Genomic DNA, 23,895 nt, shown 5'->3' with positions numbered 1-23,895 from the left:
GAACTTGGCGTTACAGTTAGGCGGCAAGTGAACGAGTCCCGATGAGCTTACATTGGTAAGTGATTCGGGTGACAAATCGGTCAGGAACCGATTTGAACGCTGCTTGCAGCGGCCTCGCAGAGGCGAGGCCCATGGACGGGCCGAGTAACGAACGCAGCTAACAACCCTGTAACTTCAAGTACGCAGGGAATAGGTTATTTGCTGACACGGTCATAATAGACCATATCGGCATTCAGACCTTGTTGATAGCCTTTTACATTATCTCGTAGCACAACTTGTGCTTTGGCTTGATCAATAAAGATATAAGGCGAATTCTTTTGCAACTCTTCTTGTAACTGAGTGTAGAGCGCGGTGCGCTTGGCCGGATCAGCCTCGGCGACTGCCGCTAATGTTTGTTTATTCAGCTCAGGAATAACCCAACCGTTTAAACCGGCCACGGTGCTGCTCTTACCGTCATTATAGGCAAAGGCGCTGGCATTTGAGTGTGCATCAAAGTAGTCCGGGATCCACAGACGGATTGCTGACTGATGCTGCTTGGCACGCACGCGGCCATACACCTGGCTACCCGCAGCTGGCAATAACACCAATTTCACTCCACCTTGGGCAAAGCTTGCTTGCAGCGACTGGGCAATCGTAATGAATGGCGGTTTGTTCTCTACATCCAGAGTCAGCGTGGCATCCTTAATACCGGCTTTGGCCAGAATTTTTTTGGCTTTAGCAGGATCAAAGGTAAACGGATTGCTTTCCAGCGCACCCGGTAAACCCACTGGCAGGAAGCTTTGATGGACAAAATACTGGCCTTTTAGCAAATCTTTGGTAATTCCCTGATAATCAACCAAATAACGGGCTGCCTGCCAGAATTCAGGTTTACTCAACAGCGGATTGGCCTGATTGGCCGTATTAAAGACCAGATAGTTTTGTTCGGCAGACGGGATTTCGACAACTTTTATCCCTGCTTGGGTTTTAAGCGCCGCAGTTTGATCTGGCCCTAATTCACGTGCGATATCAGCATCGCCTTGTTGGATCAGCAGGCGACGAGCACTTGGATCGGGAACGTTTTTAATAATGATATTTTTAATCAGAGGCTTATCGCCAGGTGATGTCGGATTGGCATCCAGTACAATGGCTTGATGCGGTTGATAAACACGCATTTTGAATGGGCCACTACCGGCTGAATGCATTTTCAACCAGGCATTACCATAATCGCCCTCTTTCACATTGGCAGTTACCGCTTTTTTATCAACAATTGAAGCAATGGGGGTTGATAAAATATTCAGTGCAACTGCGGGGCTGACATCTGCACTCCAGCTCAGTTGCACGGTGTTGTTATCAATTTTCTTCAAATGCTGATCGATATTACTCGCATCCCAGCCCAAGACATTCAGGATAAAGGCCGGTGAACGGTTCATTTTGACTGCGCGATTAAAGGAATAAATCACGTCATCAGCTTGCACCGGATTGCCGGAGGCAAACACCGCCTTCGGACGTAATTTTACAGTCAGGGTTTTGGCGGCAGCATCACCTTCCCAGCTTTCCGCCAGAACGGGTTCTATTTTGGCCGGGTTATCACGATCGGCTTGCACCAGTCGCTGATAAAGACTGGGGACGGTCTGAATACTGGATAGCTCATTGCTTTCAGCCGGATCAAGGCTAACGATATCATCCAGGGATTGCACCACAACCAGAGTATCTGGCGGCGTTGCTGCAAATGCACTGCCAGATAGCGCTGTTAAAACCAACAGTGACAAAATTTTAGCTTTCATTGAGACTCCCTGAAATGGATTAAAACATCGTGTTTTTAAAATATAGCGGTTGTAGTAACACCAATGGGAAATTATTGTTTTTTCGACTATTTCATCGCAGTTTCTCACGATAATAGCTTTGATGTCTGTGGTCAAAGTCTCAACAGTTATTTGTTATAACAATTAGTGATAAAGAAATATTTAAAAATGTAATGATTCCGCGGTGATTTAATACTGTTGGTAGAAACCGATGTAAGCAGCACCACAGGCTGTTTTGGTATAAATAAATGTTAGAGATTTCCCACTAAACATAGAATGAAATGGTTATAATGGAACGTCATTTCATTTTACTTATGTGAAGGGAAAACTATGATCACCGGAAACATCCATCATTTGGAGTTATTGCCTTATCTGCCTGCGCAATTAAAAGAAGCTATTGAATATGTGAAAAGTCATATCACAGCAGAAACGCCATTGGGTAAGCATGATATTGATGGCAACAATCTGTTTGTATTGCTGTCCAATGACAGCACTGACTATCTTGAAAACCGCCGCGCGGAATATCACGCTAAATATCTGGATATTCAGATAGTCCTGGCGGGTGTTGAGGGGATGACTTTCAGTAACTTACCGGCTGGCAAACCCGATACCGACTGGTTGGCAGACAAAGATATTGCGTTCTTACCAGCAGGAGTTGATGAGAAGCTATTTGTAATGAAAACCGGTGATTTCGTGGTGTTCTATCCGGGAGAAGTACATAAACCATTATGTGCAGTGGGTGAACCGGCACGAGTAAGAAAAGCTGTAGTCAAGTTGGCAGTAAAATAAGCTATTTCACTTGCCAGCTTGAGCTTCGGGCAGTGCTCGCCGCCGTCACATACTCCCTGTATGCTCCGTTGACTGCGCGCTGTCCGCACTCAATCTGCCTGCGCCAATAACGCTTATTCATTAGGTGTGAAAATAATTAAAAGCCGACACCGTAGCTGTCGGCCTCATCATGATTACTCTTGACCCAATGTCGCAACCATTACGGCTTTGATGGTGTGCAGGCGGTTTTCGGCCTGATCAAACACAATGCTGTGAGCCGATTCAAATACTTCGTCGGTCACTTCCATACCCCCCGGTAAGTCATAAAGTTCCGCCATTTGTTTGCCGACGGTAGTTTGGTCATCGTGGAACGCGGGCAAGCAATGAAGGAATTTAACCTGTGGGTTGCCGGTCAGTTTCACCACATCCATATTGATCTGATAGGGCTTGAGCAATGCAACCCGCTCCTGCCAGACTTCTTTCGGTTCGCCCATCGAAACCCATACATCGGTATACAAGAAATCAGCCCCTTTGACGCCTTCGACAATATCTTCGGTCAAGGTAATTTTACCGCCGGTCTTTTTAGCCTGCGCCTGACAAGCAGCGACTAGTTCGGCCTCCGGCCAGCATGCTTTTGGCGCGACCAGGCGTAAATCCATCCCTACCAAAGCGGCTGCTTCTAATAGGGTATTGCCCATGTTGTTACGTGCGTCACCAAGATAGGCAAATTTCATTTCACTCAATGATTTGCCCGGCAAGTGCTCCTGCATAGTCAGTAAGTCTGCCAGTAACTGGGTTGGATGGAATTCATTGGTTAGGCCATTCCATACCGGCACGCCGGCAAATTCAGCCAATGTTTCAACCACCTTTTGGCCGTGACCACGATATTGAATACCATCATACATACGGCCTAATACTCTGGCGGTATCTTTAATTGATTCTTTATGCCCTATTTGACTTCCGCCTGGGCCGAGATAAGTCACCCGCGCACCTTGATCATATGCGGCAACTTCGAAAGAGCATCGAGTACGGGTCGAGTCTTTTTCGAAGATGAGCGCGATATTCTTACCTACCAATTTTTGTTGCTCACAGCCGGATTTCTTGGCTTGCTTCAGATCAGCCGCCAACTCTAGCAGGGTTGTAATCTCAGCGGGGGTAAAGTCCAGTAACCTTAGAAAGTGACGTTTATAGAACTGACTCATGGTGTTCATCTTTTGCATCCTGAATAGTCCAATTGAATTTAAATTCAATTTATACGTATAAATATTCAATTACAACCCCAATCAATAAATCTTTCTCGTTTGTAGTGGAGGCAACAGCGTGGGTGTGGGAAAATAGCGCCATACTAAGCCCATTGACTGAGGATAAAGGCATGGCAAACCGCGAAATGCTAGACGAACAACGTGACGAGACCCGCCTGATCATCGAAGAACTTCTGGATGATGGCAGCGATCCGGATGCGCTCTACACTATTGAACACCACCTTTCAGCCGAGAAATTCGAAGTGCTGGAAAAGGCTGCTGTTGAAGCATTCAAGCTGGGTTATGAAGTGACGGATGCTGAAGAGCTGGAAGTCGAAGATGGCTCAGTGGTGATGTGCTGTGATGTGATCAGCGAAGTTGCGCTGAATGCTGAAATTATTGATGCGCAGGTTGAACAGCTGATTGCACTGGCTGAAAAATGTGGCGTGAATTATGACGGTTGGGGCACTTACTATGAAGATCCTAACGCAGAAGATGATGAAGACGGCGAGTTCGACGACGAAGAGTTGATCGATGAAGACGACGACGGTAAGCGCCACTAGATTCCTCTTCGTACTTGAAGCTGTAGATTGTTTGCTAATACTATCAGGGCGCTTGATGCGCCCTTAGACTGCAGACAAAGTCAGATGAAGGGGAAACGTGCCGTTGGGGTCGTAGTCGCTTAAGCGACCGGAGCGCCCCCGAAGTGCGGTCAACCCTTCACTCACAGTACTATAAAAGTGCTGTCAATAACCTCTGGGAGCAATGCACTCTGAATAATTATAATGTTTTCAGCATAGTCACTTCGCAATCCACATGACCGGTATTTCCCATTGGGCCATTGATATGCTCAAAACCTAATCTTTCATATAAGCCTACGGCACTGGTCAAACTGGCCGTGGTTTCCAGATAACAGCGGTTGAAGCCCTGTTGACGGGCAAACTCCAGCGCTTGTAACGCCAACTGCTTAGCCAACCCTTTACCACGCAATATCGGCAGGAAATACATTTTCTGCAATTCACACAGAGACGCTTCACCACCCGACAAAGGTGCCATGCCACCGCCGCCCGCAATATTTCCGTCGACTTCAATCACCCAGTAAGCGCTACGTGGCTGGCTGTACAGCTCATATAAGTGATCCAAATTGGGATCAGACACGGTATAGCCTTTATCGGCAGTCAGGCCGAACTCAGCCGAAACTTCCCGAATGACATTAGCGATAGCGAGGTTGTCTGCTACGGTGATGGGGCGTACCAGCAGGCGGATAGGTGTGGCTGTGGTCATACTCTTTAAACCTAAAGGTAATAACTTAGTAATAATCTGTAATACCACTGAATGATGTCAGGCTGCAATGATAAAAAAACAGCGGCTACCTAAATAGTCCGCTGTTTCTATTTTGCTGTTGAATCTCAGGTTAATTACAGTGCGGCGATAGTCGCTTGTTGCTCAATTAACTTTTGCTTGGCTTCCGCACAGGCCGCCATTCTTTCGCGCTCTTTAGCAACCACGGCTTCTGGCGCACGCGCCACAAAACCTTCATTACTCAACTTGCCTTCGATACGCTCAATTTCAGCTTCCAGCTTAGCCACTTCTTTTGCCAGCCTTTCCAGTTCGGTGGCTTTATCAATCAGGCCAGCCATTGGGATCAGCACTTCCGCGCCTTCAACTAACTTGGTCACAGATACCGGGCCTTTATCACCTTCAGGTAACAGGGTGAGAGAGGACAACCGCGCCAGTGACTGGATGAAACTCTGGTTTTCCAGTACGCGGCGCTGAGCTTCAGCATTGGCGCCACGCAGCATCACTTCCAGTGGTTTACCCGGTGCGATGTTCATTTCTGCACGGATATTACGCACCGCAATAATGGTTTGCTTGATCCACTCCAGATCACTCAGTGCTTTCTCATCAACCTGACTGGCATCATATTCCGGGAAAGGCTGCAACATAATGGTGTCCGCAGTAATACCTTTCAGGGTTTTGACTCGCTGCCAGATGGTTTCTGTGATGTAAGGAATGATGGGGTGTGCCAGACGCAGCAGGGCTTCCAGAACTTCAATCAGAGTATGACGCGTCCCGCGCAGTTCCGCTTCAGAACCGCTGTTCATCACCGGCTTGGCCAGTTCCAGATACCAGTCACAGAACTGGTTCCAGGTAAACTCATACAGAATATTAGCGGCCAAATCGAAGCGGTAAGTGTCCATCGCTTCGCGGTAGGCTTTGATGGTCTGATTGAATTCAGCCAGAATCCAGCGGTCAGCCAATGACAGTACCATTTCGCCGCCATTCTGCCCGCAATCCTGCCCTTCGGTGTTCATCAGCACGAAACGGCTGGCGTTCCACAGCTTATTACAGAAGTTGCGATATCCTTCCAGGCGCTTCATGTCCCAGTTGATATCACGGCCGGTGGAGGCCAGAGCTGCCAGCGTAAAGCGCAGAGCATCTGTACCATGCGGCTCAATACCGTTCGGGAACTGCTTCTCGGTGCGCTTGCGGATTTTCTCCGCTAGCTGCGGCTGCATCATGTTGCCAGTACGTTTTTCCAGCAATTCTTCCAGCGAGATACCATCAACCATATCCAGTGGGTCAATCACGTTACCTTTCGACTTGGACATTTTCTGCCCTTCGTCATCACGGATAAGACCGGTCATGTAGACGGTTTTAAATGGCACCTGCGGCTTACCATTTTCATCTTTCATAAAGTGCATGGTCAGCATGATCATGCGGGCAATCCAGAAGAAAATAATATCAAAGCCACTGACCACAACACTGGTCGGATGGAAGGTTTTCAGTGCTTCGGTTTGCTCAGGCCAGCCCAGAGTGGAGAAAGTCCACAGGCCAGAGGAGAACCAGGTATCCAGTACGTCTTCATCCTGGCGCAATGCAACATCAGCGCCCAGGTTGTTTTCACGGCGTACTTCAGCCTCATCACGGCCCACATACACTTTACCCTGCTCGTCATACCAAGCTGGAATGCGGTGGCCCCACCACAACTGACGGGAGATACACCAGTCTTGGATATCGCGCATCCACGAGTAATACATATTTTCGTACTGCTTCGGTACGAATTGGATCTCGCCGTTTTCGACAGCTTCGATTGCCACTTTAGCCAGCGGAGCGGTGCGAACATACCATTGGTCAGTCAGCATCGGCTCGATAACCACGCCGCCACGGTCGCCATAAGGCACAGTGAGATCGTGGGCTTTGACTTCTTCCAGCAGGCCGAGTTTATCGAATTCAGCCACCACAGCTTTACGGGCAGCAAAACGCTCCAGACCTTGGAACTGTTCTGGAATTGCACCGCTGCATGCATCAGTCGCTTCGCCATTGGTATCAAATACTTCTGCTTCGGTGCGAATATCACCGTCGAAAGTCAGAATGTTGATCATCGGCAGGGCGTGGCGTTTACCGACTTCATAGTCATTAAAATCGTGCGCTGGTGTGATTTTCACACAACCGGTGCCTTTTTCCATGTCGGCATGCTCGTCACCGAGGATCGGAATACGGCGACCAACCAGCGGCAGGATCACTTCTTTGCCGATCAGATCTTTATAACGTGGATCTTCCGGGTTTACTGCCACGCCGGTATCACCCAATACAGTTTCCGGACGCGTGGTGGCGACGACCAGATAGTCTTTGCCATCCGCAGTTTTAGCACCATCGGCCAGCGGATAACGCAGATGCCACATGGAGCCTTTTGATTCGCGGTTTTCGACTTCCAGATCAGAGATAGCCGTGCGCAGTTTCGGATCCCAGTTCACCAGGCGCTTGCCACGGTAAATTAAGTCTTCTTTGTGCAGGCGTACAAAAACTTCTTTAACCGCATTCGACAGGCCATCGTCCATGGTGAAACGCTCACGTTCCCAATCCACGGAGTTACCCAGACGGCGCATTTGGCGAGTAATGGTGCCGCCAGATTCGCCTTTCCATTGCCAGATTTTATCGATAAATGCGTCACGGCCGTAATCGTGGCGAGTTTTACCTTCTTCTGCGGCGATCTTGCGCTCAACCACCATTTGGGTCGCGATACCGGCATGGTCAGTCCCGGCTTGCCACAAGGTATTTTTGCCCTGCATACGTTGATAACGAATCAAGGTATCCATGATAGTTTGTTGGAACGCATGGCCCATGTGCAGGCTGCCGGTGACGTTCGGCGGCGGGATCATGATGCAGTAGCTTTCTTTGCTGGTATCGCCGTTCGGCTTGAAATAACCTTGTTTTTCCCAGTGTTCATACAGCGGTTGTTCGATTTCTTGCGGGCTGTATGTTTTATCGAGGGACGGCTCAGTTTTATCGATATTCGAAGGTGTGTTTTCCATTTTCTTTTTTAGTTCAATTAGTTGGCGGCGTTGCCGTGGTCAAGTGGAAGCCGACGCTGCGATAAGACTTATATCGGTCGCGCGCCAACTGTTTCAAATTTTCTTCGTAAGGAACGAAGTCTACCACTTCATGGAAAGCGGTGGCAAAACCTGCGAACTCTGGTAGCAGGCTGATAAGCAGGTCGCGGGGGGAGTTTCCACGTCGTTCAGGCCATGCCAGTTCGACTGGTGCACCATATTTTGGCCCTTCACCCGCCAAATTATGGGGAACAAATTGCTCAGGTGCCCGTTGCCATAGCGCTTCATCCAGCCGCTGGGCCTGCTCCTGACTTTCACAGGCGATCAGTACCCGTTTGCCTGCTCGCCAACGCTCAGCCGCAATTTCGCAGGCCAACGCCTCATGAGCGCGCAACTCACCAGCGGGCGTGTCGTGTTCGAGCAGATAAAAGGTGGCGTTTTTCATAAATTCTCTCACCCTTCGTACTTGAAGCCGCAGGGGTGTTCACTGCGTTCACTCACCCGAATCACTTACTGGCGTAAGCTCATCGGGATGCGTTCGCTGGCTGTCTACCTGCAACTTCAATTACTTTGGGTGTATATCAAATGGAATACATCAAAACGATTAATCGTCGCCGTTTAACCCTGCGCGGTTAAGCAAGAACTGGGATAACAACGCGACTGGACGGCCAGTTGCGCCTTTGTTCTTACCTGAACGCCATGCCGTACCCGCGATATCCAAATGCGCCCAGCTGTATTTGCGAGTAAAGCGTGACAGGAAGCAACCGGCGGTAATCGCACCGCCCGCACGGCCACCAATATTTGCCATGTCGGCAAAATTGGAGTCCAGTTGCTCGTAGAACTCATCACCCAGTGGCAAACGCCATGCACGGTCACCCGCTTGTTCGGATGCCCCAATAAGCTCGTGAGCCAATGGATTGTGATTCGACATCAAACCGGTGATGTGATGGCCTAATGCCACAACACACGCCCCTGTCAGTGTCGCTATATCAATCACTACTTCTGGCTCGAAACGCTCAACATAGGTCAATGCATCGCACAGCACCAGACGGCCTTCGGCATCAGTATTGAGTACTTCAACTGTCTGACCAGACATGGTGGTGAGAATATCGCCTGGGCGATAAGCGCGGCCACCTGGCATATTTTCACAGCCCGCCAATACACCAATCACATTCAATGGCAATTGAAGCTCGGCCACTACACGCATTACGCCATAGACAGTCGCAGCGCCACACATGTCGTATTTCATCTCATCCATGCCTTCGGCAGGTTTGATGGAAATACCGCCGGAGTCGAAGGTCAACCCTTTACCCACCAGCACAATTGGCTTAGCGTCCGGGTTTGGATTACCCTTATATTCTATCACTGACATCAATGATTCATTCTGCGAACCATGGCCTACAGCGAGATAGGAGTGCATTCCCAACTCTTTCATTTGCTGCTCACCAATTACGCGCGTGATGATATTGGTGCTGAATGCATCGGCTAACTGGCGTGCTTGCGAAGCCAGATAGGCGGCATTACAAATATTGGGCGGCATATTGCCCAAGTCTTTCGCCGCTTTAATACCGGATGCTACCGCCAGACCATGCTGAATTGCGCGCTCACCGCTGGTCAGTTCGCGGCGAGTGGGTACATTGAATACCATCTTGCGTAATGGACGACGCGGCTCGGTTTTATTACTTTTAAGCTGGTCGAAGGTATAAAGCGTCTCTTTCGCTGTTTCTACTGCCTGGCGCACTTTCCAGTAAGTATTGCGGCCTTTAACATGCAGCTCGGTCAGGAAACAAACGGCTTCCATTGATCCGGTGTCATTAAGGGTATTGATGGTCTTCTGGATCACTTGCTTGTACTGGCGCTCATCAAGCTCACGCTCTTTGCCACAGCCAATTAACAAGATGCGCTCGGAGAGAATATTCGGCACATGGTGCAGTAACAGCGTCTGCCCGACTTTGCCTTCAAGTTCACCGCGGCGCAATAAAGCGCTGATGTAGCCATCACTAATTTTGTCGAGTTGTTCGGCAATGGGAGATAGACGACGAGGTTCGAAAACGCCGACTACAATACAGGCACTGCGCTGTTTTTCCGGGCTGCCGCTCTTTACACTGAACTCCATGCACTCTCCTGAATCTTAAAGACAAAGGCGGGAGCTACCGCTAGAATGTAGCGCTCCGCAACGATCTCTCTCCGTTGTGTTAACGACGTGTGTTAACCTTAACGGCATAAGTTGTTTTGTTTTGGCGACTATAAGCATGTTCCTATAGGACACCTAAACGCTAGATGCTGTAATACTATTTTAGCTGTGAAGGTTGCCATATGATGAGAATAAATGGCGGATTAACGATGAAACTATCGATTTTCCTGCAAAAAGACAAGTTTTCACAGGCGTATTAGCGTGATCATCATTAGATATCTGGTACGGGAAACACTTAAGAGCCAAATTGCGATTCTGTTCATCCTGCTATTAATCTTCTTTAGTCAGAAGTTAGTACGGATATTAGGCGCTGCGGTCGATGGTGAAATTCCGACAAACCTGGTTTTATCCCTTTTAGGGCTCGGTGTGCCGGAAATGGCACAACTTATCTTGCCATTAAGCTTATTCCTTGGCTTATTGATGACGCTAGGTAAATTGTACACGGAGAGTGAAATCACCGTGATGCATGCCTGCGGCATGGGCAAGAAATCCTTGATTATGGCTGCATTGATCCTGGCGCTGGTCACTTCTACGCTGGCTGCGGTCAACACTATTTGGCTTGGCCCATGGTCTTCTAAACATCAAGACGAAGTACTGAATGACGCCAGAGCCAACCCTAGTCTGGCCGCTTTGGCTGGTGGGCAGTTTAAATCCTCAACTGATGGCAATTCAGCCTTATTTATCGGTAATGTGACGGGCAAAGAGTTTAACCGTGTATTTCTGGCACAATTGCGGCCAAACGGTAATCAGCGCCCCTCTGTCGTTGTAGCTGACAGTGGCTACATGACCGAACGGCCTGATGGTTCGCAAGTGGTTATCTTAAATAAAGGTACTCGCTATGAAGGCACCGCATTGTTGCGCGACTTCCGCATTACTGATTTTGTCGATTACCAGGCCATCATTGGTCACCAGGAAGTCCAACAAAATAATAATACGGCTGACCAAATGACCATGAAACAGCTGTGGCGTTCGAATCAGCCTGATGCCCGCGCCGAGTTCCATTGGCGCCTAACGCTGATTGTGTCGGTTATCGTCATGGCGTTGCTGGTGGTGCCCCTCAGTGTGGTCAATCCGCGACAGGGCCGTGTACTGAGTATGTTGCCCGCTATGTTACTGTATTTAATCTTCTTCCTGTTACAAAGCTCCCTGCGCTCTAATGCAAGCAGTGGCAAGCTGGACCCCTCGATCTGGATGTGGGTTGTAAATGGTGCTTATCTGGCTCTTGCGGTGATATTGAACCTGTGGGATGGCCTGCCGGCTCGTAAGCTACGTGCTCGATTGAGAGGTGCTGCCTGATGTTTGGTGTATTAGACCGTTATATCGGACGGACTATCCTCAATACCATCCTGATGACGCTATTCATGCTGGTATCGCTGTCTGGCATTATCAAGTTTGTCGATCAGTTACGTAAAGTTGGGCAGGGCGATTACTCAGCGGCATCCGCTGGCATGTACACCTTGCTCAGCATCCCTAAAGATATCGAGATCTTCTTCCCGATGGCCGCGCTGCTAGGTGCATTGCTGGGGCTGGGTACATTGGCTACACGTAGTGAACTGGTGGTAATGCAGGCTTCGGGTTTTACCCGCATGCAAATTGCCGCCTCGGTGATGAAAACAGCGATTCCGCTTGTATTGCTGACCATGGCCATCGGTGAGTGGGTTGCGCCGCAAGGTGAGCAGATGGCGCGTAACTTCCGCGCGCAGCAAATGTATGGCGGTTCATTGCTGTCAACGCAATCTGGGTTATGGGCAAAAGACGGTTCTGACTTTATTTATATCCAACGCGTATCGGGTGATAAAGAACTGACCGGGGTGAATATTTATCATTTTGATAAACAAGATCGCTTGCTCTCGGTTCGCTATGCTGCCACCGCAACTTTTGAAGACAACCTGTGGCGTTTATCGCAAGTTGATGAGTCTGACTTAAGCAATCCAAATAAGGTGACTGGCACGCAGACACTAACCGGTGAATGGAAGACCAACCTGACGCCAGAAAAGTTGGGTGTGGTTGCCATGAACCCAGATTCCCTCTCTATTAGCGGGTTGCACGATTACAGCAAGTACTTGCGGCAAAGTGGGCAGGAGTCGAGCCGGTATGAATTGAATATGTGGGGCAAGATATTTGCACCATTCTCAGTTGCCGTAATGATGTTGATGGCGTTGTCATTCATTTTTGGCCCATTACGAAGTGTACCAATGGGGGTTCGGGTGGTCACCGGTATCTTCTTTGGTTTTGTTTTCTACGTGTTGGATCAGATTTTTGGCCCACTGAGCTTGGTTTACAACATTCCACCGGTCATCGGTGCGCTGTTACCGAGTATACTTTTCCTCCTAATCAGTGTTTATTTGCTGCTAAAACGGCGTTGATGGCGGTTTTTTCAACACTTAGACTAAACTTGGTGGGATAACAGTTGCATGCGGACTTCGGGTAGGTATAATTCACCTCGTTCTCCGCATACTACTTCAGTGCCGAAGTGGCGAAATCGGTAGACGCAGTTGATTCAAAATCAACCGCCGCGAGGCATGCCGGTTCGATTCCGGCCTTCGGCACCATTAGTATGTAAAGAGACGTCTACGGACGTCTTTTTTTATGTCTAAAATCCAGTCCCCGCAAGGCTTTTCCTCTCTTTTCAGTCAACCGACGTCAATCTGAGTTACCCCACATCAACCTGCTTGTGAGTATACAAGTGAGTATATATGCTGGTTCGATAACGTTTATATACTCACGGCGGCATATGGAGGGATTACCATCATGGCCCTGACTGATACTAAGGTTCGCGCTGCAAAACCTGAAGCAAATGACTATTCACTTGTCGATGGTGACGGCATGTCCTTGCTGATAAAACCTAACGGTTCAAAGTACTGGCGCTTTCGCTTCCGTTTTGGCGGGAAGCAACACCTAATGGCCTTTGGGGTTTACCCCGAGACATCTTTGGCCGATGCCAGACAAAAAAGAGAAGCAGCCAGAAAGCTTGTTGCTGCGGGCATAGACCCCCGTGAACATAAGCGTGCTGAGAAAGAAGAACAGGGTAAAGAAGTTATTACCTTTGAAGTAGTCGCTAGAGAGTGGCATGCCAGCAATAAAAAGTGGTCTGAAGCGCATAGTGCTCGTGTGCTGAAAAGTTTGGAAGATAAGCTGTTTGGCGCTATTGGTAAACGTGCTATCACTGAACTTAAGACCCCTGATTTGCTTGTACCAATTAAAGCCGTAGAGATGGCTGGACGTCTTGAAGTGGCTTCCCGCCTGCAACAACGAACCACAGCGATAATGCGCTATGCCGTACAAAGCGGTTTAATTGATTACAACCCCGCGCAGGAGATGGCGGGCGCTGTTGCTACCGGTAAAAGAAAGCACCGTGCTGCACTTGAGTTAAACCGTGTTTCAGAGTTGCTTCATCGCATCGACTACTACAGTGGCAGGCCACTCACTCGGCTAGCGGTAGAATTGACTTTATTGGTCTTTATCCGTTCCAGTGAATTACGCTTTGCCCGTTGGTCAGAAGTAGATTTTGAAACCGCCATGTGGACCATTCCTGGAGAACGTGAACCACTTGAGGGTGTTAAGCATTCGCACCGAGGTTCAAAAATGCGCACTCCCCATCTTGTTCCCTTATCCCGCCAGGCTCTCGCCATTCTGGAAAAGATCAAAAGCATGAATGGAAACCGTGAACTGATCTTTATCGGCGATCATGACCCACGTAAGCCCATGAGTGAGAACACGGTGAACAAGGCTCTACGAGTTATGGGATATGACACGAAGGTTGAAGTCTGTGGCCACGGTTTCAGAACCATGGCTTGTAGTTCATTGATTGAGTCGGGATTGTGGTCAAGGGATGCAGTAGAGCGGCAGATGAGCCATCAGGAGCGCAACTCTGTGCGTGCGGCTTATATCCATAAGGCTGAGCACTTAGATGAGCGTAGACTGATGATCCAGTGGTGGGCTGATTATCTGGATGCGAATCGGGAGAAGGGGGTTAGTCCGTTTGATTTTGGTAAAATATAACTGACAAAAATGCCGTGATAGCTTTAATTAAAGCTATCACGGCATTTTGTTTTTTCTGTTGTAATAATGTTGATTATTTAGTGTTATCAGATATATATCTTCTTTTGGAAGAGACATTGACTCTGTAACTGTGATGGAGCTTATAGATATTTACTAACTACTTCTTTAGTCTTAGAACTATGAGTCATAGCGAATACATCTAAATGTGGGTGTTTTTTAGGAATAAAGAATTAAATGGAAATGATGAATTTTGACGAAGTAATTACTTATCTACATAAAAAATCTAGACCATATTCTTTACTTATAGGGAATGGTTTTAGTATGGCTTATGATAGTGAGATATTTTCATATAACGCACTCTATAATTTTTTGACATCAAGAGATGATTTATTAATAAATAAGCTGTTCGATGTCATAAAAACAAAGAATTTTGAGCTGGTGATGCAGCAATTAGACACAACATTAGCATTATTAGAAGCTTTTGGCTCGGATGATAAATTACAGGAAAATATTAGCTTAGCAAGTAAGAAATTGAAAGACGGCCTACTAAGTTCTATACATCAACTTCACCCTGAGCATGTATACAAAATACCAGAAAGAAAGATAATTGCTTGCGCTGAATTTTTGAATTTATTTATTAAAAGCGGTGGGCATATATTCTCTACGAACTACGATATGTTATTGTACTGGGCCCTTATGCGACAGCATGTTGAAAATGCTATTGATGGGTTTGGGCGAGAAATAGAAAATATTGATGAAGTTCTTCGCGGGGAAACACCTGAGTATTCTGATCTTGTTTGGGGTCCAAATATAGATAACCAAAATATCCATTACTTACATGGGGCTTTGCATATTTTTGATTCAGGGGTTGATATTGAAAAAGAACAATATGATCAGAGTAATTTTCTAATAGAAAAAATTAAAAAAAGACTCGACAGAGGGAGTTATCCAATATTTGTAACTGCAGGTAATGGCGATGAGAAACTTAGTCACATTAGGCATAATAGATATCTATCACATTGCTTTGACAAATTATCATCGTTAGATGGTTCTTTGATTACCTTCGGCTTTAACTTTGGTGAGTATGATGACCATATTATTGAAGCAATCAATAAAGCCACTCATGCTCAAAATAAAACTCCACCTAAATTATGGAGTATTTATATTGGTGTATACTCAGATAAAGATGCGGAACATATACGTTCAATACAATCAAAATTTCACGCAAAAGTTAAGCTTTTTGATGTGAAAACAGTTAACGTTTGGGGTTAACTAATTGAACTGCTCTAGTAACGTGATCTTCTCCCTGAAAACAGTGCCAGTCTAAACTGAAGTATCCGATCTTTCTTTCATCTCACTAAGTGTCTGCACCAAGAGCTGGTATTTCGTGAGTGTTGTTAGAACCACACAGTAATCTGTGTGGTTATGTATCCATTTCTAATCAACCACTATCTGTACTTTTGCATAATCTATATCTGGTTGACCCTGTCTAGCATAGTAGGAAGAAAAACGCGCAACGATATCTTTCAAAAATGGAGATGAAATCTGAACTGAAGGATTTTCAAATTTTTCATCAAAGTTCTCCTGTGTATGCGTTGCTATTTTTCTGAAATTAATAAAACCTCCTTTAAAAAATTCAGTCTTTGGAAGCCAATGGTAGTAAGCGGTTTTGTGCTGTCTGATAGATTTAATTGAGGACTCCTTTTCATTTTTAGCTAATTCATTAATCTCTGGTTTTTTAATCTTTATTTTTATAAGTTTATCTGATAAAAAATCAGCCTCAGAATCTATTTTTGCAAGAAGTGCTCTGTCAGTATTACAGCCACCATTATGACGCTCGGCAAGATCACAGGCCGGATTCATAACAATATAGAAATTGTTAGAGTTTTTACTTTTTACAATGCATCCAGTATTAATTCGCAACGAAATAGGCGGGCATATATACATTTCTTCTGGGTAGCATTTATCTACATCACCGTCAAGAAGCTGAATAAGGTGATTTAGCGCGTGTCTAAGAAGTGCTTTTTCTGTTCTGTTGTTGTCTTCTTCACCATAATTGACCCAGTTTTTCCTTTGTGGAAGAAGATTTGTAACAAAAATGTGGCTGAGACTTTTTTCTATTTCTCCTCTTCCGCCCATTATCTTGGTCAATCCTGTTTTATATATTCCACACAATTCAGTGATTATTTCTGAATATGGTGTTTCACCTTTTTTATAAATAGCAACTAGTGGAAAACCTTCTGTTTCTGCTGCATCCGGTGTGCCTGTCATAATTGCTACTGGGATTCGTCTAAATGTTTCTTTTATTCGGTCTATGACTTGATTTCCTTCATTGCCTTGACCGGCTAGTCTCATATCTATGATTGCGCCGTCATAGTGTGACTCATTTAACGCAGTCAATGCATCATTAACATTTGTACATACTTTAATATTTATTGTGCAGTTGTTATCCTCCTGAAAATCACTTGCTGCATGTTGGCAGGATTGTTGATCCTGCGTTGCATCTTCTACAAGTAGCAGATTTATCTCAGTCATTATTGATTTCCTTTATCTGAAGTCTGAAATAAGCTCCGGTTGATGATTCCAGAGCTTTAAGTTCCAAGTGATTTCTTTCAGCAGCCTCACCAGCAATGGCTAACCCGATACCGCTACCGGATGGCTTGGTACTGAATTGGGGCTCAAAAATAACACCATCGCTAATGTGGGACGACTCTATGCCCGGTCCTGTATCTCTATAGTTAATGTATGCCAGTTTCCCATTTTCCTCAGCAATATCCACTGTGATCTTTCTAATTGATGATTTTTCTTTCATCCAGAAAATGCTGTTGTCAATCAGATTGGCAAAAACAGCGTGAATATCCTGACTCCAAGCTGAAAATATGAGATCCTCACCACCATTAACTTCAAATTCTATATTATGGTCTTCCATTTCCTGGCGAAATATTGCAAAAGAACTCAGGACCTCACTCTTGATATTTAAATTTTTACGAGCAGATCTTTTTCCCATTGCTAGAGGGTCGAGTCTTTTGAATAAATCTGACAAAACAATGGCATTAGATTCTACACCTTGGGTAATCCCAAGGATTTCTTCAATATTCTTCTGATCTCCAGTTTCGGTAAGTTTCTTTCTGAATCGAGATATGCGGGGAACTTCATTACGGAAGTAACTCAAAGGTCGGCGCCCTTCATGGAGAACTACATTTATAATTTTCCCAAGAGTAGCCTGTCCCTGATAGGTGGCAACAGCTTGGCGAATGTCATCTGCCGCCTTAGCTTTTTCTTCTTCCTCATGGGTAATCAGTGCAATAACTTCACCGGCCGCACTCTCAGCCATGCCACCACCGATTAACTTTTCCCGGATTTCCTTTTTCAGGCTGTCAAAAGAAAAGAGTCTTTCCAGCTCTTTTTCAACTTTCAAAGCTGGTTTACTCAGACCTGCCTTGCGACGGTAACTGAAGCGCCGTTCTTCCAATTTACCAATTACTTCTCTAGTTATTTCTTTAAGTTGCTCATACGCCGAATTTTCACGAAGGCCATCACGCGCACTTTTTTCAATCAAACTGGATTGCTCTTCAGACTGAATAAGTACATAACCAATTGCTTGGTTGCTACCGATCCGTAGGGATGGATTCTGAACACGTTGTTCGTTCAGTTTTAGCCAGTCAAAATCAGCATCTCCGAGTGGTCGAATTCTGAATCCATTACGGTAAACACCAATACCGTTAGACTCATTTAAAAGCTGTCTGGCCTGTAGCTTACCAACATAATTTCCATACTTATCCTTCAGCCCTCGAGTGATTAAAGACTCTATGGCGTCAGCCTCACGATCATAAACTCGAATATCAAATGTGAGCTCTCCACACCCTGTGGGTTTACTCAGATTAATTGGTATGTTTTCATCAACGCTATTTCTGGCTTTTTGAAGAGAGCAACTCAATGTACCTTTTCCATCGGAATTTATACTGCCAGATATCCGATAATCAAAAAGCTCAAAAATAGGATAAGACTCAACCGTTTCATCAATATCAGGAACATCTGGGAAACCTGAAATTTTCAGTCTGACTTCAAAGTCTAGGTTTTCTTTGCTAACCACTGAACCTATAGGAGATATTAGTTTTTTTAACTCAAATCTGAGTTTATCAAACTGTTTTTTATTCCATTCGGCTAGATATCTTACATCGCCGGTTATTGTCAGTAATGTCCCTGAACTATCATCTGAGATCTGGCTTTCTATTAGTATTTCTACATCATCTAGGTAATCAGCATTTTCAAAACTTTGCCACTCAACAAAAGCTGTGGTTTTTTCTCTATCGGTAGATACTGTTTCCAGAAGAAGATCAGAACCAAGTACAGAGGCAGCATAACGTCCGACTCCCTTTCTTCCTTGCATTACTCGCCCTTTGGGGCTAGTTTTTCGCTCCAATTTATCTCTGGTTGACGGCACCATCCATTTATTAATGACAGTATCTCTGGACATGCCATGACCATGATCCTGAACCGTGACAGTGTATCCCATCAGATCTTCCTTGGCAGTGAAACAAATATCCACATTCGGAGAATCTGCGTCATAAGCATTCTTAACCAGTTCAACAACAGCAGCATAACTGTCCTGAATAAGCTCTCTGCCAATAGTCAGCAAATGGCGGCCTGCAGGTCTTATTCTGTATGTTCCACTTTCATTCATATCCATTTATCCTTCAATTTTTCAGCAATCTTTCTTGCCAGCAATACAGGAACTGCATTTCCTATTTGCCTGAATGCGGCTGTTCTCCCAGGTTCCGGCTTAATACTTTCAAAATAGTAATCATCCGGGAAAGTCTGAAGCCTAGCGGCTTCCCTTGGTGTGATTGAGCGGTTCTGACTGATATCTGGATGAATATAGTAGTGCCCATCTTTTGATAAATGAGCGACCACTGTGTGAGATGCAGGCAAGTCCGCAGCAACAACTTTAAATCTGTCAACAAAAGCAGTTCTGTTATTATGGGTTTTCAAGTAGTTTGGAAGTTCGTTGTATTCTAGGCGCTTTTGTTTCTGGTTCCATAGCTCTACAACCCTTCTATAGATCTCTAGGTCTTGCGCTGTATTTGGGCGTGATTGATGCCAAGTCACAGGCATTACATCATTCCTAATTCCTGCTTCATAAAGCCATTTTCCAGTATAAGGTTTCAACTGGCAGGGGGAAGCTTGGCCATCTCCAGCTTTGAGCGAGGGAAGATCATTAAACACCTCTGCCACGTTAACAGTAGGATTCCATTTTTCAAGTTCAGGATAGAACCCCGTGAGGTATCCTTTTCTGCCGACCAGAATAATACGTTTGCGTGTTTGCAAAACGCCATAATCATCTGCGCTTAGTATGCGATATTCTGTCTCGTAACCAGACTCGCGAAACAACTGACGCATAGCCTCAAAATAGCTATTACCTCCACTGTCCTTTGCCGACAATAGCCCCAAAACATTTTCAAAGACAAAATACTCTGGTTTATAACGCTTTAGAAATTCCGCATAAAAAATGTATAAATAATTTCTCTTATCTCCAACCATCCGTTTGCTGTCACGGGAACGGCCAACCAGTGAGTAGGCCTGGCAAGGGGGCCCACCCACAATCAGATTCAGTTTGTTTCCTTGAAGCTGTCCATCGATCGCATGAAAGATTTCTGTCAACGATTCTTCAGATATTTCCCTATTTATTACTGATTTTCTGATTTCGTCAGGTACAACTGCATAGAGTTCATTTCGGGATATTTTTCCTTCCAAGTACTCGGCATAGAGCTTTTCCCTGCCGACGGACTGCAGCCAGTGGTACGCCATTCGTGTTCTCAAAGTAAAGCTAGCTGCTTTATCAATTTCCACGTGTGCAACAGGTGAAAATCCTGCCTGAATAAAACCTTCAGATAAGCCACCTGCACCGGCAAATAAGTCAATAAAGCATAAATTTTTTTTCATTGTACAACTTCCTTGGGTACCGATCCTGTCAGTTGCTCGCTAGAAAGGAGTTTAGTGAGGTGGGTATCTCGCACAACCATGAGCACATCCGATTCTTTGATGTTTTTCTTGATGCGTCTGAGCAGAGGCCTTATTAAATTTTCAAACGCTTCAAGCAATTTTTCATATGGAAGCTCGCAAATCACCGTTTCAAATGTCGTTTGTGTGATTGTATCAAAAACAGCACTGTGCGTAACTGTCATCTGATTCTGTAACGAGAGACTGTCGCCGGAACGTTCTTCGAGCTGTTGGTTGATAAAATCAACGTGCATAGTGAATTTTCCTACACTTTTGGTTCGAAGCTGACCTTCAGAAAATTTGTACCCATTTTGGCCTACGGCAATTAAGGCAGGCGATTTTATGAGATAATCTCGGTCAATATCACTTCGCATACAGTGTCAGACGCTCGCTAGATATTCATCAATGATGGGTTTTCTGCTTGTCAGAGGCTTTCCCTCAAGGCGTGGGCGTCGATTATTTTTCATAAAAAAGAGAATGCATTACATGGCTAAATCACCAACCAAGAAAGCTGGCAAAGGCTTCGAAGAAACACTTTGGGATACTGCCAATCAGCTGCGTGGCAGCGTGGAGTCCTCCGAATACAAGCATGTGGTGTTGAGCTTAGTATTCCTGAAATTTATCAGCGACAAGTTCGAAGCCAAGCGCAAGCAGTTAATCGACAACGGCCAGGAAGCCTTTGTCGATATGGATGTTTTCTATCAGCAGGATAATGTTTTCTTCCTGCCACCAGAAGCCCGCTGGTCTTATGTCAAAGCCCGCGCGAAGCAAGATGACATCGCGGTGATTATCGACACGGCCCTTTCTACAATAGAGAAACGCAATGCGTCACTGACTGGTGCCCTGCCGGATAACTACTTTTCCCGTCAGGGGTTAGAGGTGAAAAGGCTCGCTTCTCTTATTGATACCATCGAGAACATAGACACCCTCGCCAACGAATGCGATCTGACCGAAGAGGACCTCGTAGGCCGCGTCTACGAGTATTTCCTTAGCAAGTTTGCCGCTAGCGAAGGTAAAGGTGGTGGAGAATTCTATACCCCTAAAGCAGTGGTGACCTTGCTTGCTGAAATGCTCGAACCCTATCAGGGTAAGATCTATGACCCATGCTGTGGTTCTGGCGGTATGTTTGTGCAGTCCCTCAGATTTGTTGAAAGCCATCAAGGTAAGAGTAAGGACATCGCTATTTACGGCCAAGAGCTGACCAGCACAACCTACAAGCTGGCCAAGATGAACCTGGCGGTGCGCGGACTCTCCGGTAATCTGGGAGAACGTCCAGCCGATACCTTCTTTGCCGATCAGCACCCAGATCTTAAGGCCGACTTTATCATGGCCAATCCCCCCTTTAACCTGAAGGACTGGCGCAACGAGGTGGAGCTCACCAACGATCCGCGCTTTGCAGGTTTTCGCACTCCTCCTACCGGCAACGCTAACTATGCTTGGATCCTGCACATGCTCTCCAAGTTGAGCGAAGACGGCACTGCGGGCTTTGTGCTGGCCAATGGCTCAATGAGTTCGAATACCAGCGGTGAAGGGGAGATCCGCCAAAAGCTGATAGAAGATGACCGTATTGAATGCATGATTGCCTTGCCGGGACAGCTGTTTTTCACCACCCAGATCCCGGTTTGCCTGTGGTTTATCAGCAAAAGTAAGCAAGCCAATCCTCAATATGGCTACCGCGATCGTCGCGGCGAGACTCTGTTTATTGATGCCCGCAATCTTGGCACTATGGTGAGCCGTACCCAAAAAGAACTGACCAATGAAGATATCGCCACCATAGCCGATACCTTCCATGCCTGGCGCAGCAGCGAGAGCGAACTCAAGCGTCGCATTGAGGCCAAGGAGATCGGTGTCGAGCAATATCAGGATCAGGCTGGTTTCTGCAAGGTTGCCACTCTTGATGAGATGAAGGCTAACGGCTTTGTCCTCACTCCTGGCCGCTATGTCGGGGCTGCAGATGTGGAAGATGACGGAATCGCTTTTGAAACCAAAATGCAGGAATTGACCCAGACCCTCTATTGCCAAATGGCTGAAGCGGCCGAGCTGGATGTGGCGATCCGTACAAATATGGAGGCGCTAGGATATGGAGAGTGAAGTACAAATGGTACCTATTGGGGAGCTTTGCGATTTTCTCAGCGGTTTTGCTTTCAAAAGTGAGGATCTTAAAGGTAACTCAGGTATACCCGTTGTAAAAATCAAGAACGTTAACAACAAAGTTGTAACTCTTGAGGATATGCAATTCTATCCAGAAGATAAATTGGACTCTAAAGTTAGTCGTTTTTTGCTATCTGATGGTGACGTTCTTATTGCCATGACGGGGCAAGGTAGTGTTGGCCGAGTAGGTAGGCTAACTAAGCCGAAAGGGACTAAATTGCTTTTGAATCAACGAGTAGGAAAGTTCATACCAAAAAAGACTGTCGCATGTCTCGATTACATATATTACGTAATTTCATCCGAAAAATATGAAAACATACTTTTCAACGCAGCAAGCGGCAGTGGCCAACCAAATCTTAGCCCTGCAATAATCAAGGCTATACAGATACCATTCGTTCCTCTAAAGGATCAGATTGTTGTATCGCAGATACTAACGAAACTGGATAACAAAATCACTCTAAACCGCCAAATCAACCAAACCCTGGAACAAATGGCACAAACCCTGTTTAAATCGTGGTTTGTGGACTTTGACCCAGTAGTCGATAACGCGTTGGATGCAGGGTTTTTCGAGCAAGATTTAGAGTTCCCTGATGAGTTGCTGCGCCGTGCTGAGGCCCGCAAAGCTGTTCGCGAAAGCGCTGACTTCAAAGCCTTGCCGGAGGATATCCGTCAGCTTTTCCCTGCAGCTTTTGAGGGATGCTCTGAGCCTTCACTTGGTTTGGGGGGTTGGGTGCCGGAGGGGTGGAAAGTAAAGATTCTCGGCGAGATAACGAGCGAATTACGTCGTGGTATTTCACCAAAATATATCGACGAGGGTGGAGTTCAAGTCATTAATCAAAAGTGTATTCGTAATCACGAGGTATCCTATGAACCAGCTCGCCGTCATGATCAAGAAGCAAAGAGAACTGATGGGAGAGCACTTAAACTCGGTGATGTATTAGTTAATTCTACAGGGGTTGGAACCTTGGGGCGGATAGCACAAGTAACTCATCTATCTGAAACTACAGTTGCTGATTCGCATGTCACTGTCGTAAGGGTGATTGATAATGCATGCCCTATTTTTACTTTTGGTCAATTAATGCTTTCTCTGGAAGCATTAATTGAGCGACTGGGCGAGGGAAGCACTGGACAAACAGAACTTAGTCGTAAAATTCTATCAGAGCAATTCGTGGTTTTACCGCCATTTGATATTGCAGAGAAAGCAGAGCGATCATTTAAGTCATTTTCTGAAAAGCAGGTATCAAACCGTCAACAGAACTCCGAGCTCATCAAACTCCGAGATACCTTGCTACCCAAACTAATCTCCGGTGATCTGCGCATTAGCGATAGTGAGGTCGACACCGCAGAGGAAGTATTGGCATAAACCATCCTACCGCCACACGGTTTATTTACGGTGAGGCGGTTATTACTTGATCGGCCATACC

General features: G+C 46.1%; 18 protein-coding genes and 1 tRNA gene. 9 read left to right on the top strand and 10 right to left on the bottom strand.

Annotation, left to right across the window (positions count from 1 at the left end):
• Positions 1–194 precede the first annotated feature (194 nt).
• Positions 195–1,763, bottom strand: a complete 1,569-nt coding sequence (locus tag ACF3VQ_RS18355) for an ABC transporter substrate-binding protein (protein WP_392432458.1) — start codon at positions 1,761–1,763, stop codon at positions 195–197.
• Between the two features lie 348 nt (positions 1,764–2,111).
• Between ACF3VQ_RS18355 and ACF3VQ_RS18350 the strand changes: the two genes are divergently transcribed.
• Entirely contained in the window at positions 2,112–2,570 is a 459-nt protein-coding gene (locus tag ACF3VQ_RS18350; protein WP_392432457.1) for a YhcH/YjgK/YiaL family protein, read from the top strand.
• A gap of 173 nt (positions 2,571–2,743) precedes the next feature.
• Here the strand turns inward: ACF3VQ_RS18350 and argF are convergent, their stop codons facing one another.
• Complete coding sequence (gene argF, locus ACF3VQ_RS18345) at positions 2,744–3,751, bottom strand: ornithine carbamoyltransferase (RefSeq protein WP_392435684.1); 1,008 nt, start codon at positions 3,749–3,751, stop codon at positions 2,744–2,746.
• Positions 3,752–3,921: 170 nt separating this feature from the next.
• Here argF and rraB point away from each other — a divergent pair, with 170 nt between their 5' ends.
• Positions 3,922–4,353 (top strand): ribonuclease E inhibitor RraB, encoded by a 432-nt coding sequence (gene rraB / locus ACF3VQ_RS18340; protein ID WP_075338623.1) that lies wholly within the window; start codon positions 3,922–3,924, stop codon positions 4,351–4,353.
• A 217-nt stretch (positions 4,354–4,570) separates the two neighbouring features.
• Here the strand turns inward: rraB and ACF3VQ_RS18335 are convergent, their stop codons facing one another.
• The 4 genes from ACF3VQ_RS18335 to pepA all read right to left on the bottom strand — a co-directional run bounded on the left by ACF3VQ_RS18335 (position 4,571) and on the right by pepA (position 10,240).
• Entirely contained in the window at positions 4,571–5,074 is a 504-nt protein-coding gene (locus tag ACF3VQ_RS18335; RefSeq protein ID WP_392432456.1) for a GNAT family N-acetyltransferase, read from the bottom strand.
• Positions 5,075–5,208: 134 nt separating this feature from the next.
• Positions 5,209–8,106, bottom strand: a complete 2,898-nt coding sequence (locus tag ACF3VQ_RS18330) for a valine--tRNA ligase (protein WP_019080644.1) — start codon at positions 8,104–8,106, stop codon at positions 5,209–5,211.
• 13 nt (positions 8,107–8,119) lie between these two features.
• Complete coding sequence (locus tag ACF3VQ_RS18325) at positions 8,120–8,569, bottom strand: DNA polymerase III subunit chi (protein ID WP_002209309.1); 450 nt, start codon at positions 8,567–8,569, stop codon at positions 8,120–8,122.
• A 159-nt stretch (positions 8,570–8,728) separates the two neighbouring features.
• Positions 8,729–10,240, bottom strand: coding sequence for a leucyl aminopeptidase (gene pepA / locus ACF3VQ_RS18320; RefSeq protein ID WP_005175279.1), 1,512 nt, complete (start codon positions 10,238–10,240; stop codon positions 8,729–8,731).
• Positions 10,241–10,519: 279 nt separating this feature from the next.
• On the opposite strand from pepA, the gene lptF reads away from it, so the two are divergent.
• The 5 genes from lptF to ACF3VQ_RS18295 all read left to right on the top strand — a co-directional run bounded on the left by lptF (position 10,520) and on the right by ACF3VQ_RS18295 (position 15,592).
• On the top strand, positions 10,520–11,614 hold the full coding sequence (gene lptF / locus ACF3VQ_RS18315; RefSeq protein ID WP_392432455.1) for an LPS export ABC transporter permease LptF: 1,095 nt from the start codon (positions 10,520–10,522) through the stop codon (positions 11,612–11,614).
• Positions 11,614–12,684 carry an LPS export ABC transporter permease LptG gene (gene lptG / locus ACF3VQ_RS18310; protein ID WP_392432454.1) on the top strand — a complete coding sequence of 357 codons (1,071 nt, stop codon included), beginning with the start codon at positions 11,614–11,616 and terminating at the stop codon, positions 12,682–12,684. The genes lptF and lptG overlap by 1 nt, the downstream gene beginning before the upstream one ends.
• Positions 12,685–12,785: 101 nt before the next feature.
• Positions 12,786–12,870 (top strand) — tRNA-Leu (locus ACF3VQ_RS18305).
• Between the two features lie 199 nt (positions 12,871–13,069).
• Positions 13,070–14,320, top strand: coding sequence for a tyrosine-type recombinase/integrase (locus ACF3VQ_RS18300; RefSeq protein ID WP_392432453.1), 1,251 nt, complete (start codon positions 13,070–13,072; stop codon positions 14,318–14,320).
• Positions 14,321–14,554: 234 nt separating this feature from the next.
• Positions 14,555–15,592 carry a DUF4917 family protein gene (locus tag ACF3VQ_RS18295; RefSeq protein ID WP_392432452.1) on the top strand — a complete coding sequence of 346 codons (1,038 nt, stop codon included), beginning with the start codon at positions 14,555–14,557 and terminating at the stop codon, positions 15,590–15,592.
• A gap of 165 nt (positions 15,593–15,757) precedes the next feature.
• Here the strand turns inward: ACF3VQ_RS18295 and ACF3VQ_RS18290 are convergent, their stop codons facing one another.
• The 4 genes from ACF3VQ_RS18290 to ACF3VQ_RS18275 are packed head-to-tail and all read right to left on the bottom strand — an operon-like array spanning position 15,758 to position 20,574.
• Positions 15,758–16,855 carry a hypothetical protein gene (locus ACF3VQ_RS18290; RefSeq protein WP_392432451.1) on the bottom strand — a complete coding sequence of 366 codons (1,098 nt, stop codon included), beginning with the start codon at positions 16,853–16,855 and terminating at the stop codon, positions 15,758–15,760.
• Positions 16,848–19,004, bottom strand: a complete 2,157-nt coding sequence (locus tag ACF3VQ_RS18285; protein ID WP_392432450.1) for an ATP-binding protein — start codon at positions 19,002–19,004, stop codon at positions 16,848–16,850. The genes ACF3VQ_RS18290 and ACF3VQ_RS18285 overlap by 8 nt, the downstream gene beginning before the upstream one ends.
• Positions 19,001–20,263, bottom strand: coding sequence for a DNA cytosine methyltransferase (locus ACF3VQ_RS18280; RefSeq protein WP_392432449.1), 1,263 nt, complete (start codon positions 20,261–20,263; stop codon positions 19,001–19,003). The genes ACF3VQ_RS18285 and ACF3VQ_RS18280 overlap by 4 nt, the downstream gene beginning before the upstream one ends.
• Positions 20,260–20,574, bottom strand: coding sequence for a hypothetical protein (locus tag ACF3VQ_RS18275; protein ID WP_392432448.1), 315 nt, complete (start codon positions 20,572–20,574; stop codon positions 20,260–20,262). Before ACF3VQ_RS18275 ends, ACF3VQ_RS18280 begins: the two co-directional genes overlap by 4 nt.
• Positions 20,575–20,806: 232 nt before the next feature.
• On the opposite strand from ACF3VQ_RS18275, the gene ACF3VQ_RS18270 reads away from it, so the two are divergent.
• Both ACF3VQ_RS18270 and ACF3VQ_RS18265 read left to right on the top strand, forming a co-directional pair.
• The gene (locus ACF3VQ_RS18270) at positions 20,807–22,411 is read left to right on the top strand and encodes a type I restriction-modification system subunit M (protein WP_392432447.1); all 1,605 of its coding nucleotides are present in this window, start codon (positions 20,807–20,809) and stop codon (positions 22,409–22,411) included.
• Positions 22,401–23,834 (top strand): restriction endonuclease subunit S, encoded by a 1,434-nt coding sequence (locus ACF3VQ_RS18265; RefSeq protein ID WP_392432446.1) that lies wholly within the window; start codon positions 22,401–22,403, stop codon positions 23,832–23,834. Before ACF3VQ_RS18270 ends, ACF3VQ_RS18265 begins: the two co-directional genes overlap by 11 nt.
• Positions 23,835–23,895: the final 61 nt, after the last annotated feature.

Origin of the sequence: Yersinia fenwicki, from assembly GCF_043099325.1 — a bacterium.
Classification (GTDB): domain Bacteria; phylum Pseudomonadota; class Gammaproteobacteria; order Enterobacterales; family Enterobacteriaceae; genus Yersinia.
This window is presented reverse-complemented; position numbering and strand designations above follow the sequence as displayed.